The 16,631-nt window shown below is 58.5% G+C and carries 14 protein-coding genes; 5 read left to right on the top strand and 9 right to left on the bottom strand.

What is annotated here, in order from left to right; all coding sequences use genetic code 11:
* Positions 1 to 28: 28 nt before the first annotated feature.
* Together LA321_RS19260 and LA321_RS19255 are read right to left on the bottom strand one after the other, a co-directional pair.
* Positions 29 to 481, bottom strand: coding sequence for a C40 family peptidase (locus LA321_RS19260; RefSeq protein ID WP_042028559.1), 453 nt, complete (start codon positions 479 to 481; stop codon positions 29 to 31).
* Between the two features lie 162 nt (positions 482 to 643).
* A complete protein-coding gene (locus LA321_RS19255; protein WP_042028560.1) occupies positions 644 to 1,552 on the bottom strand; it encodes a hydrogen peroxide-inducible genes activator in 909 nt (302 codons plus the stop codon).
* A gap of 145 nt (positions 1,553 to 1,697) precedes the next feature.
* Here LA321_RS19255 and LA321_RS19250 point away from each other — a divergent pair, with 145 nt between their 5' ends.
* Complete coding sequence (locus LA321_RS19250) at positions 1,698 to 2,300, top strand: peroxiredoxin C (RefSeq protein ID WP_026457190.1); 603 nt, start codon at positions 1,698 to 1,700, stop codon at positions 2,298 to 2,300.
* 144 nt (positions 2,301 to 2,444) lie between these two features.
* On the opposite strand, the gene LA321_RS19245 is transcribed toward LA321_RS19250, so the two are convergent.
* The 6 genes from LA321_RS19245 to LA321_RS19220 form a co-directional block, all read right to left on the bottom strand.
* Complete coding sequence (locus tag LA321_RS19245) at positions 2,445 to 3,410, bottom strand: alpha-L-glutamate ligase-like protein (protein ID WP_026457189.1); 966 nt, start codon at positions 3,408 to 3,410, stop codon at positions 2,445 to 2,447.
* A 3-nt stretch (positions 3,411 to 3,413) separates the two neighbouring features.
* Complete coding sequence (locus tag LA321_RS19240) at positions 3,414 to 4,952, bottom strand: inactive transglutaminase family protein (protein ID WP_026457188.1); 1,539 nt, start codon at positions 4,950 to 4,952, stop codon at positions 3,414 to 3,416.
* Between the two features lie 3 nt (positions 4,953 to 4,955).
* Positions 4,956 to 5,744, bottom strand: coding sequence for an ATP-dependent zinc protease family protein (locus LA321_RS19235; protein ID WP_042028562.1), 789 nt, complete (start codon positions 5,742 to 5,744; stop codon positions 4,956 to 4,958).
* Between the two features lie 52 nt (positions 5,745 to 5,796).
* Positions 5,797 to 6,774 carry a tRNA 5-methoxyuridine(34)/uridine 5-oxyacetic acid(34) synthase CmoB gene (gene cmoB, locus LA321_RS19230; protein ID WP_042069921.1) on the bottom strand — a complete coding sequence of 326 codons (978 nt, stop codon included), beginning with the start codon at positions 6,772 to 6,774 and terminating at the stop codon, positions 5,797 to 5,799.
* Positions 6,771 to 7,520 (bottom strand): carboxy-S-adenosyl-L-methionine synthase CmoA, encoded by a 750-nt coding sequence (gene cmoA / locus LA321_RS19225; protein WP_042028565.1) that lies wholly within the window; start codon positions 7,518 to 7,520, stop codon positions 6,771 to 6,773. The genes cmoB and cmoA overlap by 4 nt, the downstream gene beginning before the upstream one ends.
* Before the next feature lie 321 nt (positions 7,521 to 7,841).
* On the bottom strand, positions 7,842 to 8,690 hold the full coding sequence (locus LA321_RS19220) for a DUF72 domain-containing protein (RefSeq protein WP_042069920.1): 849 nt from the start codon (positions 8,688 to 8,690) through the stop codon (positions 7,842 to 7,844).
* A 163-nt stretch (positions 8,691 to 8,853) separates the two neighbouring features.
* Here LA321_RS19220 and LA321_RS19215 point away from each other — a divergent pair, with 163 nt between their 5' ends.
* The 3 genes from LA321_RS19215 to LA321_RS19205 all read left to right on the top strand — a co-directional run bounded on the left by LA321_RS19215 (position 8,854) and on the right by LA321_RS19205 (position 11,735).
* Positions 8,854 to 9,105 carry an FmdB family zinc ribbon protein gene (locus LA321_RS19215; protein WP_005337686.1) on the top strand — a complete coding sequence of 84 codons (252 nt, stop codon included), beginning with the start codon at positions 8,854 to 8,856 and terminating at the stop codon, positions 9,103 to 9,105.
* Between the two features lie 32 nt (positions 9,106 to 9,137).
* Positions 9,138 to 10,904 carry an aspartate--tRNA ligase gene (gene aspS, locus LA321_RS19210; protein WP_042069918.1) on the top strand — a complete coding sequence of 589 codons (1,767 nt, stop codon included), beginning with the start codon at positions 9,138 to 9,140 and terminating at the stop codon, positions 10,902 to 10,904.
* Positions 10,905 to 10,994: 90 nt separating this feature from the next.
* Positions 10,995 to 11,735, top strand: coding sequence for a YebC/PmpR family DNA-binding transcriptional regulator (locus LA321_RS19205; RefSeq protein ID WP_042069917.1), 741 nt, complete (start codon positions 10,995 to 10,997; stop codon positions 11,733 to 11,735).
* A 379-nt stretch (positions 11,736 to 12,114) separates the two neighbouring features.
* Here LA321_RS19205 and adhE read toward each other — a convergent pair whose 3' ends face one another.
* On the bottom strand, positions 12,115 to 14,781 hold the full coding sequence (adhE, locus tag LA321_RS19200; RefSeq protein WP_042028569.1) for a bifunctional acetaldehyde-CoA/alcohol dehydrogenase: 2,667 nt from the start codon (positions 14,779 to 14,781) through the stop codon (positions 12,115 to 12,117).
* A 962-nt stretch (positions 14,782 to 15,743) separates the two neighbouring features.
* On the opposite strand from adhE, the gene LA321_RS19195 reads away from it, so the two are divergent.
* Positions 15,744 to 16,379, top strand: coding sequence for a YchE family NAAT transporter (locus LA321_RS19195; protein ID WP_042028570.1), 636 nt, complete (start codon positions 15,744 to 15,746; stop codon positions 16,377 to 16,379).
* Positions 16,380 to 16,631: the final 252 nt, after the last annotated feature.

Genomic DNA, 16,631 nt, shown 5'->3' with positions numbered 1-16,631 from the left:
GAAAGGACAGGTAAGTGGGCTTGGTGCCTTATTGGGTCAGGCGGCGAGCCTGCCAGTAGCGGCTGTTCCAGTAGACATTGTCGAGACGGGAGCGGATCACCCCCTTGCTGGTGGAGGCGTGGATAAACTCCCCCGATCCCGTGTAGACCCCGACGTGGTACTGGCGCCAGCCGGTCTTGAAGAAGACCAGATCCCCGTGTTGCAGCCGATAACGTTCGACCGGTGTGCCGAGGGTGGCCTGGGATTCTGTGGTTCTGGGCAGGGAAAACCCCATTACCTGCTGGTAGGCCAGCTGGGTGAAGGCGGAGCAGTCGAGGCCGGCCCGGGTCGAGCCCCCCATGCGATAGGGTACGCCGCGCCACTGCTGGTAGAAGCCGTCGAAGGCACTGCTCTGGCGAGGGGCGGGTGGCGTGGGTTCGGGAGTACTGGAGCAGGCAGCCAGCAGCAGGGTCAGTATGGATAGCAGCAAGAAACGATACATCGGTGCTCTCTCTACAGATCAGGCTTGGACACCGGCGTCAGAAGATGACCGGCACGACAACTTTTCCATCATAAACAGGGATCTGGCCCAAGACCTAGTCTCAAATGGCAAAAATGCGTGGCTGCGTAAAAAAAACGCCAGCCGGAGGGCTGGCGTTTGAGCTTATTTGGCCGGGCTGATCAGCGGGGTGAGCAGCTCGGCCAGCTTGTAGAAGGTCTGCACCCGGGTGGTGCTGGGACGCCATACCAGGCCTATCTCACGGTAGGATTTTTCGCCGGGCAGCGGGATGGCCACCAGATCCGAGTTGTCGAGAATGCCGGCATCTATGGCCATCTGGGGCAGGAAGGTGGTGCCCAGGCCCGCCTCTACCATCTGCACCAGGGTGTGCAGGCTGGTGGCCGCGAACGGGTTGATCTTGCTCTTGTCCCGCAGGCGACAGGCGCTGACCGCATGCTCGGTGAGGCAGTGCTCCCGCTCCAGCAGGAAGATGCTCTGGTTGGGCAGCTCCTTGTAGTCGAACGGGGTGTGCAGCCCGGCCGCCATGCTGGCAGGCATCACCATGTGGAAGGGATCCTGGCCGACGGTCTTGCAGTGAAAGCCGCCGATCTCGATGGGTAGGGCCAGGATCAGCAGATCGAGCTGACCCTGTTCGAGCTGTTTGAGCAGATTGCTGGTGGTGTCTTCACGCAGCAACAATTCGAGATCAGGATAGGTCTTGCTGCACACCTTCAGCAGCTTGCTGAGCAGGAAGGGGGCAATGGTCGGGATGCAGCCGAGGCGCACCGTCCCCTGCATGACTCCCCCCTGATGTTGACCGAGCTCCATCAGATCCCGCGCGTCGGAGAGCAAATTGCGAGCCCGCTCGACGATTTCCATGCCGACCGGGGTCATAATGAAGCTCTTGTGGTCCCGCTCCACCAGTTGCAGGTTCATCATGTCCTCCAGCGTCTGGATCCCGGTACTCAGGGTCGACTGGCTGACATGGCAAGCCTTGGCGGCGCGGTTGAAGTTTTTGTGCTCGTCGAGAGCAACCAGATATTGCAGCTGTTTGAGGCTGGGCCAACGTTGCATAGAAAAACCCGATTAATGCTATCTATTTAATTTGATTTGACTAATCTACCACCGGGCCTATAGTTTGTCGCTTGAATTAGATGGACCAGGCCCAAGGTGGCCCAATCCTGAGCGGATTGTTCACTTCACAAAAGAGGAATTGAATATGGTATTGGTAGGCCGTCCCGCACCCGATTTTACTGCCGCAGCCGTTCTGGGTAATGGCGAAATCGTTGATTCTTTCAACCTGTCATCCCACATCAAAGGCAAAGCCGCCGTTGTCTTCTTTTACCCCCTCGACTTCACTTTCGTCTGCCCGTCCGAACTGATCGCCTTCGATCATCGCTATGAAGAGTTCCAGAAGCGTGGCGTGGAAGTGATCGGTGTTTCCATCGATTCCCAGTTCTCCCACAACGCCTGGCGCAACACCAAGGTGGAAGATGGCGGCATCGGCCAGGTCAAGTACCCGCTGATCGCCGACGTGAAGCACGAGATCTGCAAGGCGTATGACGTCGAGCATCCGGAAGCCGGTGTTGCCTTCCGTGGCTCCTTCCTGATCGACAAGAACGGCGTGGTTCGTCATCAGGTGGTGAACGATCTGCCGCTGGGTCGCAACATCGACGAAATGCTGCGCATGGTCGACGCCCTGCAATTCCACGAAGAGCACGGCGAAGTGTGCCCGGCTCAGTGGGAAAAGGGTAAGAAAGGCATGCAGGCCTCTCCGGATGGCGTAGCCAAATACCTGTCCGAGAACGCCGACGCCCTGTAATGGGTTGATGCGAAGTAAAAAACCGGTGTCAAGGCGCCGGTTTTTTTATGCCTGTTATTTGGATGGTGGATGCAGTAACAGCTTGTAGGGCTGGTATAAAAAAGCGCGCCATGGGCACGCTTTTGGCATCGGGTAGCAACCGGATTATTCGTCGAAGATCCCGAAGTGATCCTTGGCGAAGTTGACCCGCTGATCCACGTTCATCTTGACCTGCCCCAGCTTCTCGATGGTCTTGAGGTTGGGCACCAGGCCGCGGCCGTTGGCGATCTGGATGGCAAGGCCCGGACGGGCGTTGAGCTCCAGCAGCATAGGGCCGCGGAACTTGTCCAGCACCATGTCGGTCCCGATATAGCCGAGCCCCGACATCTCGTAGCAGGAGGCGGCCAGGGTCAGCAGGGTATCCCAGTGGGGCACCCTGAGATCGTAGAGGTCGAGTCCCGTATCCGGATGGTGGCGGATGGGTGAGCCAAACTGCACAGCCCGCAGGGCGCGACCGGTACGCAGGCACAAACCCACCCCCACGGCGCCCTGGTGCAGGTTCGCCTTGCCGTCGGAGGCAGAAGTGGAGAGGCGCATCATGGCCATCACCGGGAAGCCCTTGAAGATGATGACCCGGGAGTCGGGCACCCCTTCAAACGAGTAGCCGTCGAACACGTCATCGAAGTTGATGAGCCCTTCTACCAGCGCCACGTCCGGCTTGCCCCCCAGAGAGTAGAGCCCCGCCAGGATGTTGGAGACATGGCGCTCCAGATCCTGGCCATTGCAGGCACTGCCGTTGGGTTTGTAGAAGAGGCCATCTTCCTGACGCAGGATCACCAGGATCCCCTTGCCGCCGGAACCCCGGGCCGGCTTGATGCAGAAGCCTGGCCACTCTTTCACCAGCTCGGTGATCTGTCCCACTCCGTGCTGTTCGCGAATGGTGCCAATGAGATCCGGCACCGTCACGCCTGCATCCAGCGCGATGCGCTTGGTCTGCAGCTTGTCATCCACCAGCGGGTAGAGACGACGCGGGTTGTAGCGGCTGATGTAGGAGTGGTTGCGCTTGTTCATGCCGAGGATGCCTGACTGAGACAGGCTCCACGGGGTGGTGTACTTTTCCCAGAACCACATCTGTTACTTGTCCTTACCCGGCGTGGCGCCAGACTTCATCTCGTCCACCAGCGGCTTGAAGCGCTTGAGCTCGCTCAGCTTGTAACCGGTGTAGTTACCCATCAGCAGCACGGTCGCCATCAGCACCAGTTGCAGACCGAGGAAGTTGAAGGTGAGGTGACGGATCAGTTCGTTATCCATGGCCAGGTAGGCGATGACGGCCACCAGCAGGGAACCGCCGCCCTGGCGGAACACCTCTTTCGGACCCTCTTCTTCCCACAGGATGGACATCCGCTCTATGGTCCAGGAGAGGATGATCATCGGGAAGAAGGTGATCTTCATGCCGTCGGTCAGCCCCAGCTTGAAGGCGAATGCGGAGAAGATGCCGATCATCGAGATCACCATGATGATGATCGCCGATATCCGGGCGACCAGCAGCAGGTTCAACCTCGAGAGGTAGGAACGGATGATAAGGCCGGTGCCCACGATAAGCAGGAAACCAATGAGACCGGTCACCAGCGAGGTCTGGATGAAGGCGACCGCGATCAGCACCGGCATGAAGGTGCCCGAAGTCTTGATCCCCACCAGTACCCGCAGGAACACCACCATCAGCACGCCGATAGGAATGAGCAGCAGGCCTTTGAACAGGGCTTGCTCTTCCAGCGGCAGGCTGTGGATGGAGAAGTTCAACATCTCGGATTTTTCGAACTTCTGGGCCAGCGCGACGCTCACCGGTTGCTCCTGCTCGATCATCGAGAAGGTGACGCGGGAGTTGTGACCGCCGGTCACGTCCAGCAGGGCGCCCGAGTTGTACTCCCACAGCAGCAGGTTGGCCGGGCGGCCCTGTTCACCGGTCTGCGGGTTGAACAGCTTGTAGTCGGTCGGGCTGTTGAAGACTTGCAGGTAATCCACCAGCTCCTGGCGACGGCGGCCATCTTCCAGATTGAGGGCATGGACCACACGGGCCGGAATGTCGGCGTTGTTGAGCAGCTCGGCGATCAGGTTGGCACGAGACTTGTTCTTTTTCAGCAGCTCGGCGTTCTGTTCCTGCTTCTCGATCTCTTTGATGATCTCGCGAGTCAGGGTATAGCCGTCGGCGGAGCGTTCCTGGGCACGTTCCAGGATCTGCTTCATCGCGGTGGCATAGGGCTCGCTCTCGATCTGCTTCTCGATGGCAGGCGGCTGCGGGTTGGCTGCCGGCTTGGCGTGAGCATCCGCCATCATGTCGACGCGGTAGTAGAGCTCCTGACGGCCGGAAGCGGTGCGAATTGACCACTCGGCGCGGGCATCGCCATCTTTTTCAACAAACGAAAGACCGTAGCCCGGGCTCGCGGCATTCTCGTTCATCAGGGTGAAACCGGGCTGGGTGCCAGGAATAGCCAAGGAGGCGATCACCGGCTCACCGGTGGCATCGAACTCCAGCTTGGCCTCGATGGACCAAATCTGGCGCTTTTCACCCGGCGTCAGGGGCACGTCCAGAGCAATGTGGTGATAGAGGGTCATCCCCAGGCCGACAATGTACAGCAGGGCAACCAGCAAATAGAACGGCTTGCGAGAAACCATGGATTATTTCACATCCTTGAGCTTGGGTTTGGGCTGGATATATTCGCGGGCCACGTCGACCACGGCGATATCCTTGAGGAACTCACGACCCAGCAGCACGGGGAAGGTCATGTCGCTGCGGTCTTTCAGGGTAAACTCGGCTTTTTCGGTCATATCGCCGATACGCACTGCCAGGCGAACCACGGGGCGACGGTCCAGATCGTCAGCGGAGGCCTGACGCACCCGCACGTGACGCACCAGCGGCGCCTCGATCTGGATCTTGTCGTCCATCTCCTGATGGCTCAGGAAGAAGCGCACCCAGTTCTTGCCGTTGCGCTCGAAAATGGTGATCTCCTGGGCGCTGATGGAGGAGGTGGTGGCGCCGGTATCGACCCGGGCCTGGAAGGCGTCGTTGGCGGCATCGACCCAGATCCACTCCGCTTCACCCACCAGCAGTTTGCCATCTATGGTGTGGCCCTGATCCGGGGCGGGGCATTTTGCCGCCGGAATTGGCAGGGGTTTGGGCGGTTCGGTCGGGAGGCTCGCGAGCTTGTGATCTACGTGCTTGACGGACTCTTTCATCTTGGTGACATCGGTGTTGAGCTGAACCAGCAGATGCTGTTGCTGGGCATACTGCTTCTGCTGCTGTTCCATGGCTGTTTGTAGGCGCTGTTCACTCTGGCTGAGCTCGCTACGCAGCTCGGCCAGGGTCAGAGCGGGGACCTGGGGAGGTTTTTCCATATTGACACACCCGCCGAGACTAAGCAGGGAGAGCAGGGTCATTCCTTTTAATTTGCTTTTCATGTCATTCATTTAACTGTGCTTCCTGGAATTTGGTCAGTGTAACGTCCACAGCAGCCATCGGCTAGTCTTTGGCCTTGCGCGCAATCAGTACGGCCCGCTTGGGGGCCGGGTGTCCTTCTACCGTGAGCGCCGGATTGTCCGGATCCAGATAATCACTCAGGGATTCATTAATCATCCAGTCGGTACGACGCTGTTCGTCGGTGCTGGTCATATTCTCGTCGACGATCCGCACATCGGTAAAACCGCAGCGTTCAACCCAGAGCTTGAGTGCTGCGCTGGATGGGATGAACCAGACATTGCGCATCTTGCCGTAGCGGTCGGTGGGCATCAGCACGTCATTGACGCCGCCGTCGATCACCAGGGTCTCCAGCACCAGCTCGCCATCGTCTTTGAGCTGGTTGCGCAGCTGCTCGATGTGCTCGATGGGGGATTTGCGGTGATAGAGCACCCCCATGGAGAAGACGGTATCGAAGGCGCGCAGCTCCGGCAGCTCCTGGATGCCAAGGGGCAGCAGGTGGGCTCGCTGGTCATTGCCTGCGAAGTGGCGAATGGCTTCGAACTGGCAGAGGAACAGTGGGCTCGGATCGATGCCGACCGCCAGCTTGGCCCCTTCACCCACCATGCGCCAGAGGTGATAACCGCTGCCGCAGCCGACATCCAGCACGTAACGTCCCGCCAGCGGGCTGATGTGGGGCAGCACCCGATCCCACTTCCAGTCGGAACGCCATTCCGTGTCGATGTGGATGCCGTGCACGGTGAAGGGCCCCTTGCGCCAGGGCATGAAGTGGCGCAGCAGGCTCTCGACCTTCTTGCGCTCACCTTCCCCTAGGCTCTCGGCCGAGCCAATCTCGACCCGCTCTTTCAACTCGATCTGGCCAGGTTCAACCTGGGGCAGTTTGTTGAGGGCCCGATTCCAGCGCGGCAGATCCCCGTGCTGGTTGTCATGCTGCCAGGCGTGCAGCTGGGCGGGCAGGGTATGCAGCCAGTGGCTCAGGCGGTTCTTGGCGATCAGCTGATAGAAGTTGGCAAAGTCGATCATGGCTGTTCGCTCCCGCTCGATTTGATGGCGATCATGGAGCCGAAGTTGAAGCACTGGAACCAGAGATCCTGATGGGCGAAGCCGGCCTCCCGCAGGCGGGCCTGATGTACCGGCAGGCTGTCGGTGCGCATCACGTTCTCAAGGGCGGTGCGCTTCTGGCTGATCTCGAGCTCGCTATAGCCATTGGCCCGCTTGAAGTCGAGGTGCAGGTCGATGAGCAGCTCGTTGACCGGTTCGTCCTCGAAGCGAAACTTCTCGCTGAGGATCAGGATGCCGCCCGGGCGCAGGCCGTCGTGAATGCGCTGGATGAGGGCGGCCCGTTTTTCGGGATCCACGAACTGCAGGGTGAAGTTGAGCACCACCACGGAGGCGTTCTCGATCTCGATATCGCAGATGTCCGCCTCCACCAGCTCCACCGGCACCTCGGATTTGAAGCCGGAGAGGTGGGCGCGGGCCCGCTCGATCATGGGGTGGGAGAGATCGACCGCCGTGATGTGACAACCCGGTTGATTGACATGGCGGCGCATCGCCTGGGTGGCGGCCCCGAGGGAGCAGCCGAGATCGTAGAGTCGGCTCTCGGGCTGAGCGTAGCGGGCGGCCATCATGCCGATGGCGGAGATGATGTTGCTGTAACCCGGTACCGATCGCTGGATCATGTCGGGAAAGACGTCGACGACCTGCTCGTCAAAACAGAAATCCCCCAGTCGGGCGATGGGGGCGGCAAAAATTTGATCTTTGGTATGCATGCTGGCGCAACCTGACCGTCGTTGAATAAACCGACGGCATTGTTCAATTGAGTCGTTGAGTGATAGCCATCAGAGTTGATATATCACCTGCTTTACGAACGGGTGACGGGTCATGAGCTCCCTGGACCGGCCCTGTTCGTACGGGTCATGTTCCGGACCCTTGAACCGGAGCCCCATCGTCGGTTGCAACGGATTGCAATGCGAAACATTCGGGCCCCTCGCTTGGGGCGCTAGTGTAGAGGATTGCAGGCCATTTGTCTTGGCGCCAAGCCCCGCCAGACCAGAAAAATACGGCTTTTTTTACGCATCAGCCGATGGCGCTCAAAAGGGCAGCACTCCCTGGCGCGCGCGATCGTTTTCCCCCGGCCAGGAGGCCATCTCCTGACCAAGCAGATGGCTGATCTGGCGAGCAAGCTCAGGGGCTCTGGCGTTGTCGGCGGTGTGGATGAACAGGTAGAGATCCTTGCCCTCGGCGAGCCACTGCTGCCAGTGGGGGAGCCAGCCCGGCAAGAAGGGGTGATTGGCCGCCGGATCCGGCAGGCCGATGAGGCGCACCACGGGGGCCTGGGCGGTGGCCAGCAGATGGACCGGCAGCCTGGGTTTCTTGCCTTGGGCATCGGTCATGGCAGCTGTGGTGGCCGGTACCGAGAAGAGCGGTCGGCTATCCAGCATGATGCGGTTGATGCCCTTCTCCATCAACATCCTGTTCAGGGCGCGTTCGGCCTCACCCTTGGCGAAGAAATCGGGATGGCGTACCTCAAGGGCATAACGAAATTCGCCCGGCAATCGGTTGAAAAAGGCCTGCAGGCGGGGCAGCCCCTCGGGGCCGAAGCGGGCGGGCAGCTGCAGGGTGAGCAGCCCCAGCTTGTTGTGCAGCGGGGAGAGCAGCGCGATAAAGTCCGCGACCTGCTTGTCCACGCTCACCAGATCGCTCTGGTGGCTGATGGTTTGCGGAAACTTGAAGTTGAAGCGAAAACGGGCTGGCACCGCATCGGCCCAGCGCTGTACCGTCTCGGGTGTCGGCAGGGCGTAGAAGGTGGTGTTTCCTTCCACCGAGTCGAACACGCTGGCGTAGTGGGCGAGGTGCTCGGCGGGTTTGGCGCCCAGGCCAAGCAGTTGCCCCGGCCAGGCGGGGTGGGACCATTGCGGCAGGCCCAGATAGAGGCTCATGCTGGTTGTTTGCTCCGCTCATGGAGAAGGTGCGACGTTTTTTTGGCCGAATTTAGGCATCGGAGGCAAAAAAACTGGGCAAAGGGGGTTGCTGGCCATTTTACCCAAATGGGGGTTTTCCTCTATAATGCCAGCCCTTTTGTTTTTCAATTTCTTGTGACCCATGCCTATCTACGAATATCGTTGCGACGTCTGTGGCCATGAATTGGCAAAACTGCAAAAGCTTTCCGATGCCCCCCTGACCGACTGCCCGGCCTGTAGCAAGCCGAATCTGGTCAAGCTGATATCGGCGGCAGGCTTCCGGCTCAAGGGAACCGGATGGTACGAGACTGATTTCAAACCGGGTAAGAAAAAGAATCTGGCCAGCTGTGAGACAGACGGTGCTTGCCAGTCGTGCCCGGCGGCCCAAGGTTAACCGTCTCTCTACAATTTCGAAGGAAGAAGTCCATGCGCTCTATCTATTGCGGACAGGTCAATGAGGCCCATGAAGGGCAGACCATTACATTGTGCGGTTGGGTCCACCGTCGTCGTGATCTCGGCGGTCTGATCTTTATCGACATGCGCGATCGCGAAGGGATCGTGCAGGTGTTCTTCGATCCGGACAAGCCGGAAGCGTTCGCTCTGGCCTCCGAGCTGCGTGGCGAGTTCTGCATCCAGGTGACAGGCGTGGTGCGCACCCGTCCGGAGTCCCAGCGCAACAGCGACATGGCCACCGGTGCCATCGAGGTGTTCGCCCACGAGCTCACCATCATCAACCGCGCCGAGCCGCTGCCCCTTGACTTCAACCAGGTCAACAGCGAAGAGATCAGCCTCAAGTACCGCTACCTGGACTTGCGTCGCCCCGAGATGGCCAAGTACCTGAAGACCCGCGCCAAGGCCAGTGCCTTCGTGCGCCGCTTCATGGACGAGCACGGCTTCCTCGACATCGAGACCCCGATGCTGACCAAGGCCACCCCGGAAGGGGCCCGTGACTACCTGGTGCCGAGCCGTGTGCACAAGGGCAAGTTCTACGCCCTGCCGCAGTCCCCGCAGCTGTTCAAGCAGTTGCTGATGATGTCCGGCTTCGACCGCTACTACCAGATCGTCAAGTGCTTCCGCGACGAAGACCTGCGTGCCGACCGTCAGCCGGAATTCACCCAGATCGACGTGGAGACCTCCTTCATGACCGCACCTCAGGTGCGTGAGGTGATGGAAGAGATGATCCGCAAACTGTGGCTGCATATCCTGAACGTGGATCTGGGCGACTTCCCCATCATGACCTTCGACGAGGCGATGCGCCGCTTTGGCTCCGACAAGCCGGATCTGCGTCTGCCGATGGAACTGGTGGATGTGGCAGATCTGCTGACCGCCGTCGAGTTCGCCGTGTTTGCCGGCCCTGCCAACGATCCGAAAGGCCGTGTGGCTGCCCTGAAAGTACCGGGCGGCGCCGAGCTCTCCCGCAAGCAGATCGACGAGTACACCAAGTTCGTCGGCATCTACGGTGCCAAGGGCCTGGCCTGGATGAAGGTCAACGAGGCCGGGAGCGGCATCGAAGGCGTACAGTCCCCGGTGGCCAAGTTCCTCTCTGACAAGATCGTGCGCGAGATCCTGGCCCGTACCGGTGCGGCCGATGGCGACATCATCTTCTTCGGCGCCGACTCCAAGAAAGTGGTGTGCGACGCCATGGGCGCCCTGCGTCTGAAAGTGGGCCGCGATCTGGGCCTGCTGGAGAACAGCTGGAAGCCCCTGTGGGTCATCGACTTCCCGATGTTCGAGGAAGATGGCGAAGGCGGTCTGGCTGCCATGCATCACCCCTTCACCGCGCCGAGCAACCTGAGCCCGGAACAGCTGAAAGCCAATCCGCTGGGTGCTTACGCCAACGCCTACGACATGGTGATCAACGGCTACGAAGTGGGTGGTGGTTCTGTGCGTATCCACAATAGCGAAATGCAGGCCACCGTGTTCGACATCCTGGGTATTACCCCGGACGAACAGCGCCTGAAGTTCGGCTTCCTGCTGGATGCCCTGAAATACGGTACCCCGCCCCACGCCGGTCTGGCCTTTGGCTTGGACCGTCTCAGCATGCTGCTGACCGGTACCGACAACATTCGGGACGTGATTGCCTTCCCGAAAACTACCGCGGCCGCCTGTCTGATGACAGACGCCCCCAGCTTCGCCAACCCGGCCCAACTGGGTGAATTGGCGATTGCGACCACCGTCAAGGGTGATGAATAAGCCGTAATCCGGCACCAAAGGCCGCAGCAATGCGGCCTTTCACGTTTCCCCTTGTGTTACTGAAAGTTAAAAATATAACGGAGAGTCCCTATGGCAGGTCACAGTAAATGGGCCAACATCAAACACCGCAAGGCCGCTCAGGATGCCAAGCGTGGCAAGATTTTCACCAAGCTGATCCGCGAAATCACCACCTCCGCGCGTCTCGGTGATGCGGATCCGGCCAACAACCCGCGTCTGCGTGCGGCGGTAACGGCTGCCCTGACCAACAACATGACTCGCGATACCATCAACCGTGCCATCCAGCGTGGTGCTGGCGGTGGTGACGGCGAGCAGCTCGAGACCATCGTGTACGAAGGCTACGGCCCGGCCGGTACCGCCGTCATGGTGGAGTGCCTGACTGACAACCGTAACCGCACCGTCTCCGAAGTGCGTCACGCCTTCAGCAAGAGCGGTGGCAACCTGGGTACCGACGGTTCCGTCTCCTACCTCTTCACCAAGAAAGGCCTGCTGACCTTCGTGGGCGTCGATGAAGATGCCCTGATGGATGCCGCCCTGGAAGCGGGTGCCGACGACGTGGTGACCGAAGAGGATGGTTCCATCGAGGTGTACACCACCCCGAACGATTTCGGTACCGTGCTCGACGGTCTGGAAGCAGCCGGCTTCAAGGCCCAGAGCGCCGAAGTGACCATGATCCCCTCCACCGAAGCCGAACTGGATGCCGAGACCGCGCCCAAGCTGATGCGCCTCATCGACATGCTGGAAGATCTGGACGATGTGCAGGAGGTGTACCACAACGGTTCCATCTCCGACGAAGTGGCCGCGACCCTCTGATCGCCCGCTCATGCTCTCCCGATGGCAGCCAGATGGCTGCCATTTTTTTATCCCGTCGGTAACGCCTGCTCTCTTTTTTATCCCCCGCTTAACGCTCCAGTCTTACTGACTTTTCTTGTCCGCTGGCGGCAGACGCGCTCGCCGTGGTTGTGCCTTCGCCTTCGTTGATTGATAGGGGGGCAAATGCTGTGACCTGTCTGTGGAGGACGGGCTGCACCTGGCACTGGCTGCGGATGTCATGGCGACCAATGAAATGGGAGCATACGGCTGGCAATGTGGGGGGAGGGGAGGTTCTGTTGTCCGGTAAAGAAGGTGCCGGCTTTCAGACAAAGAAAAGCCCGCGCAGTGGCGCGGGCTTTTTTAATCTCGGGACCGGTTATCAGGCCTTGGATTTTTTCTTGCTGGTTTCGGCTTTCACTTCCACCTTGTCAGCCACCTGGGCTTCTTCGGAGAAGGGACGGCCGTAGTAGGTATCCAGCAGGATGGCTTTCAGCTCGCTGATCAGCGGGTAGCGCGGGTTGGCGCCGGTGCACTGGTCATCGAAGGCTTCCACGGCCAGCTGGTCAACCTTGGCCAGGAAGTCGGCTTCGGCGACACCTGCGTCACGGATGGAGGCCGGGATCCCTAAGGTTGCTTTCAGCTCGTCCAGCCAGGTCAGCAGCTTCTCGATCTTGGCGGCGGTACGGTCACCGGCGGCAGTCAGACCCAGGTGGTCAGCCACTTCTGCGTAGCGACGACGAGCCTGCGGACGGTCGTACTGGGAGAACGCGGTCTGCTTGGTCGGGTTGTCGTTCGCGTTGTAGCGGATGACGTTGCTGATCAGCAGTGCGTTGGCCAGGCCGTGCGGAATGTGGAACTCGGCACCCAGTTTGTGGGCCATGGAGTGGCACACACCCAGGAAGGCGTTGGCGAACGCGATACCGGCGATGGTGGCAGCGTTGTGCACCTTCTCGCGGGCGACCGGGTCGTTGGCACCGTTCTGGTAGCTGGAAGGCAGGTAGTCCTTCAGCAGTTTCAGGGCTTGCAGTGCCTGACCGTCGGAGTACTCGTTGGCCAGTACGGAAACATAGGCTTCCATGGCGTGAGTCACGGCGTCGATACCACCGAAGGCGCACAGGGATTTCGGCATACCCATCACCAGGTTGGCGTCAACGATGGCCATGTTCGGGGTCAGCTCGTAGTCAGCCAGCGGATATTTCACGCCGGTGGCGTCATCGGTCACGACCGCAAACGGAGTTACTTCAGAACCGGTACCGGAAGTGGTGGTGATGCAGACCAGCTCGGCCTTCACGCCCATTTTCGGGAACTTGTAGATACGCTTGCGGATGTCCATGAAGCGCATAGCCAGATCTTCGAACGCGGTGTCCGGATGCTCGTACATCACCCACATGATTTTGGCAGCATCCATCGGTGAACCACCGCCCAGTGCGACGATCACGTCCGGCTTGAAGGAGTTGGCCATCTCGGCACCCTTGCGTACCACGGTCAGGGTCGGGTCGGCTTCTACTTCGTAGAACACTTCCACTTCCATCTTCAGGCCCTTGAGCAGACGAACCACTTCGTCGGCATAGCCGTTGTTGAACAGGAAGCGGTCGGTCACGATCATGGCGCGCTTCTTACCTTCCAGGTCGCTCAGGGCGATCGGCAGGGAACCACGACGGAAGTAGATGGATTTCGGAAGTTTGTGCCACAGCATGTTTTCTGCCCGTTTTGCGACTGTCTTCTTGTTGATCAGGTGCTTGGGACCCACGTTTTCGGAGATGGAGTTGCCACCCCAGGAACCGCAACCCAGGGTCAGGGACGGTGCCATCGCGAAGTTGTACAAGTCACCGATACCACCCTGGGTGGTCGGGGTGTTGATCAAGATACGGGCAGTCTTCATCTTGTCGCCGAAGTACTTGATGCGGTCGGCGTTGCGGTCCTGGTCGGTGTACAGACCGGAGGTGTGGCCGATACCGCCCAGGTTGACCATGTCGCAGGCCATTTCAACGGCTTCTTCAAAGTTCTTGGCACGGAACAGACCCAGAGTCGGGGAGAGCTTCTCGTGAGCGAACTCTTCCTCTTCACAGATCTTCACGCCTTCGCCGATCAGGATCTTGGTGTTGGCAGGCACGGTAACACCGGCCATTTCGGCGATCTTGACCGCAGGCTGACCCACAATGTTGGCGTTCATGGCGCCGTTGATCAGGATGACTTTACGAACCTTGTCAGCTTCGTCCTTGCTCAGCACATAACCGTTGTGAGTGGCGAAACGCTCTTTGACCTGGTCATAGATGGAGTCAACCACGATGGCGGCTTGCTCGGAGGCACAGACCACGCCGTTGTCGAAGGTCTTGGACATCAGGATGGAGGCGACGGCGCGCTTCACATCGGCGGTTTCGTCGATGACTACCGGTACGTTACCGGCACCCACGCCGATGGCGGGCTTGCCGGAGGAGTAGGCGGCTTTCACCATGCCCGGGCCACCGGTGGCCAGGATCAGGTTGATGTCGTTGTGCTTCATCAGGGCGTTGGAGAGTTCAACAGACGGTTGGTCAATCCAGCCGATGATGTCTTTCGGCGCACCGGCGGCAACGGCTGCATCCAGTACCAGCTTGGCAGCGGTATTGGTGGAGTTTTTGGCGCGGGGGTGCGGGGAGAAGATGATGGCGTTGCGGGTCTTCAGGGAGATCAGGGATTTGAAGATCGCGGTGGAGGTCGGGTTGGTGGTCGGTACGATACCGCAGATGATGCCTACCGGCTCGGCGATGGTGATGGTACCCATCTCGTCATCTTCGCTGAGGATGCCGCAGGTCTTCTCTTCTTTGTACTTGTTGTAGATGTATTCGGAGGCGAAGTGGTTCTTGATAACCTTGTCTTCGATGATACCCATACCGGACTCTTCTACGGCCATCTGGGCCAGAGGGATACGGGCGTTGTTGGCGGCCAGGGCGGCGGCACGGAAGATCTTGTCTACCTGCTCTTGGGAGAAGCTGGCGAATTCACGCTGTGCTTCCTTAACGCGGGCGACCAGTGCATCCAGTTCTGCCAAATTGGTTACTGCCATGTTTATCTCCTGATTATTTGAAAACTGTTTAGTAAGACGTTGGCAATGCCCGGCAATTATAGTTGGCCTGTCAAGGCGACAATTACTGCAACAGGGGTATTTACATGCCTTACTAAATTGTTTTCCGAGTCGATTATAGAGCGGGGTAGACCCATAAAAACTTGATCTCGATCAAGTGTTGCAAAAGAACAAAAGAAATTTTATTTCACAATTTTTTTTAGTCGGATGTTATCAAGTTGTGGAGTTGAACAAATCCTTTATGAACCCGGAATGAACGGTTTTAGTCCAGATTTTTCATCAAGTTAAGGCTTGATAAACAATTTGGAGGAAACCGCTGCATGACGGCCATCACACAGTCATTGTGATCAAACTTAACCTTTGACACTCGAGTGGTGGCAGATTTTCCACTGTCTGTTATCGATTTGTGTATTTTGACCGTTTGGTTTGCCGTTTCTTCCCACCGTTTTTGGCGCTTTTTTACACGCAATTTCGCATTTCCTTTACCTTGGATAAAGGGGGAAGAGGTATGACCCGTAAGGGACTCGTTATTACCTTTAGCGTGGTGTGAAGTGGTTGGAATGCCCCTCCTTGCCGGGCTTCTGCAAAGGCAGTTTAGTGGCTGGCAGGCGGATGTGTAGCTGGTATCTGATAGGCAATCATGACCCTCGGTTCCTGGTGTTGATCGTCGCGTCAGGAAAACGTCAAAACAGGAGCCGGAAAAACACTCGTGGCGACAGGGGGTGTACCTGGGCCACGGATTAGAGGAGGTAGCGACTTGCGCCGCGGAGATCGTTTCGCACTGGCTTATCTGTTGGGAAGAAGGGGAATCATTAGCGGAACTAACTAAAAAACCCCGATATTGGTGAGATTATTTAATTGGTGCGGATCCTGGCTATGGTGTAAATTTACGCACGCATTGATATGGAGTAGCCCGCGGGCTTGCACACTATTGGAAGGGGTCTATGGCGGCAATTGACGTCTCTTTATATCTGAAGTTTTTTGTCGGTTTGTTTGCGATCATCAACCCGCTTGGTCTGTTGCCGGTGTTTGTCAGTCTGACCAGTCACCATACCCCGGCCGAAAGAATGAAGACCAACACGACCGCCAATATCGCCGTGATGGTGATCCTGCTGGTCTCCATGACCATGGGGCAGCTGATCCTGGACGGTTTTGGTATTTCGCTGGCGTCGTTTCGCATCGCCGGCGGTTCGCTTATCACCCTGATCGCCTGGTCCATGCTGCAAGGCAAGCTGGGTGAGGTGAAGCACAACAAGCAGGAGAAAGGGGAGTTGGCGGTGCGTGAATCCATCGCGGTCGTGCCGCTGGCGCTGCCACTGATGGCGGGACCGGGGGCCATCTCGTCGGTCATCGTCTACGCCAGCCAGAGCCACTGGCAGCAGATGCTCGGCATGTCGCTGGTGGTGGTGGTGTTCTCGTTCTGCTCCTGGCTAATCTTTCGCGCCGCCCCCCTGCTGTTCAAGATCATGGGCAATACCGGCATCAACGTGGTGACCCGTATCATGGGTCTTATCATGATGTCGCTGGGTATCGAGATCATGGTGGCCGGGATCAAGGGTGTCTTCCCCAGCCTGATGTGAGCCAGATCCGTTTTATGAAAGCCGGTCCTCGTGACCGGCTTTTTATTGGTTGCTTTTTGAATGCCATTTTCTAGAATCGAGCGATTTGTATAAAAAAACGTCGGTTACGGGGCGTTTAAATACTGAAATTCTTGTCAAAAGCTGTTTTTTTGACCATGGATGGCCGTTGCTCCTGATAATATCTATTGCATCATCACAATAAGCAGGGAATTATGCTGGGAGCGGGTTGTTACCCCGTCATTGAAAAAATTG

The organism is Aeromonas enteropelogenes (genome assembly GCF_020097295.1).
Classification (GTDB): Bacteria; Pseudomonadota; Gammaproteobacteria; order Enterobacterales; family Aeromonadaceae; genus Aeromonas; species Aeromonas enteropelogenes.
This window is presented reverse-complemented; position numbering and strand designations above follow the sequence as displayed.

Bases quoted from the DNA above. Each gene is read 5' to 3' on its own strand.
- aspS (WP_042069918.1), top strand. From the start codon at position 9,138: ATGCGCTCTATCTATTGCGGACAGGTCAATGAGGCCCATGAAGGGCAG.
- LA321_RS19250 (WP_026457190.1), top strand. From the start codon at position 1,698: ATGGTATTGGTAGGCCGTCCCGCACCCGATTTTACTGCCGCAGCCGTT.
- LA321_RS19255 (WP_042028560.1), bottom strand. From the start codon at position 1,552: ATGCAACGTTGGCCCAGCCTCAAACAGCTGCAATATCTGGTTGCTCTC.
- LA321_RS19260 (WP_042028559.1), bottom strand. From the start codon at position 481: ATGTATCGTTTCTTGCTGCTATCCATACTGACCCTGCTGCTGGCTGCC.
- LA321_RS19195 (WP_042028570.1), top strand. From the start codon at position 15,744: ATGGCGGCAATTGACGTCTCTTTATATCTGAAGTTTTTTGTCGGTTTG.
- LA321_RS19215 (WP_005337686.1), top strand. From the start codon at position 8,854: ATGCCTATCTACGAATATCGTTGCGACGTCTGTGGCCATGAATTGGCA.
- LA321_RS19245 (WP_026457189.1), bottom strand. From the start codon at position 3,410: ATGTGGTTCTGGGAAAAGTACACCACCCCGTGGAGCCTGTCTCAGTCA.
- LA321_RS19240 (WP_026457188.1), bottom strand. From the start codon at position 4,952: ATGGTTTCTCGCAAGCCGTTCTATTTGCTGGTTGCCCTGCTGTACATT.
- LA321_RS19235 (WP_042028562.1), bottom strand. From the start codon at position 5,744: ATGAATGACATGAAAAGCAAATTAAAAGGAATGACCCTGCTCTCCCTG.
- cmoB (WP_042069921.1), bottom strand. From the start codon at position 6,774: ATGATCGACTTTGCCAACTTCTATCAGCTGATCGCCAAGAACCGCCTG.
- LA321_RS19220 (WP_042069920.1), bottom strand. From the start codon at position 8,690: ATGAGCCTCTATCTGGGCCTGCCGCAATGGTCCCACCCCGCCTGGCCG.
- cmoA (WP_042028565.1), bottom strand. From the start codon at position 7,520: ATGCATACCAAAGATCAAATTTTTGCCGCCCCCATCGCCCGACTGGGG.
- adhE (WP_042028569.1), bottom strand. From the start codon at position 14,781: ATGGCAGTAACCAATTTGGCAGAACTGGATGCACTGGTCGCCCGCGTT.
- LA321_RS19205 (WP_042069917.1), top strand. From the start codon at position 10,995: ATGGCAGGTCACAGTAAATGGGCCAACATCAAACACCGCAAGGCCGCT.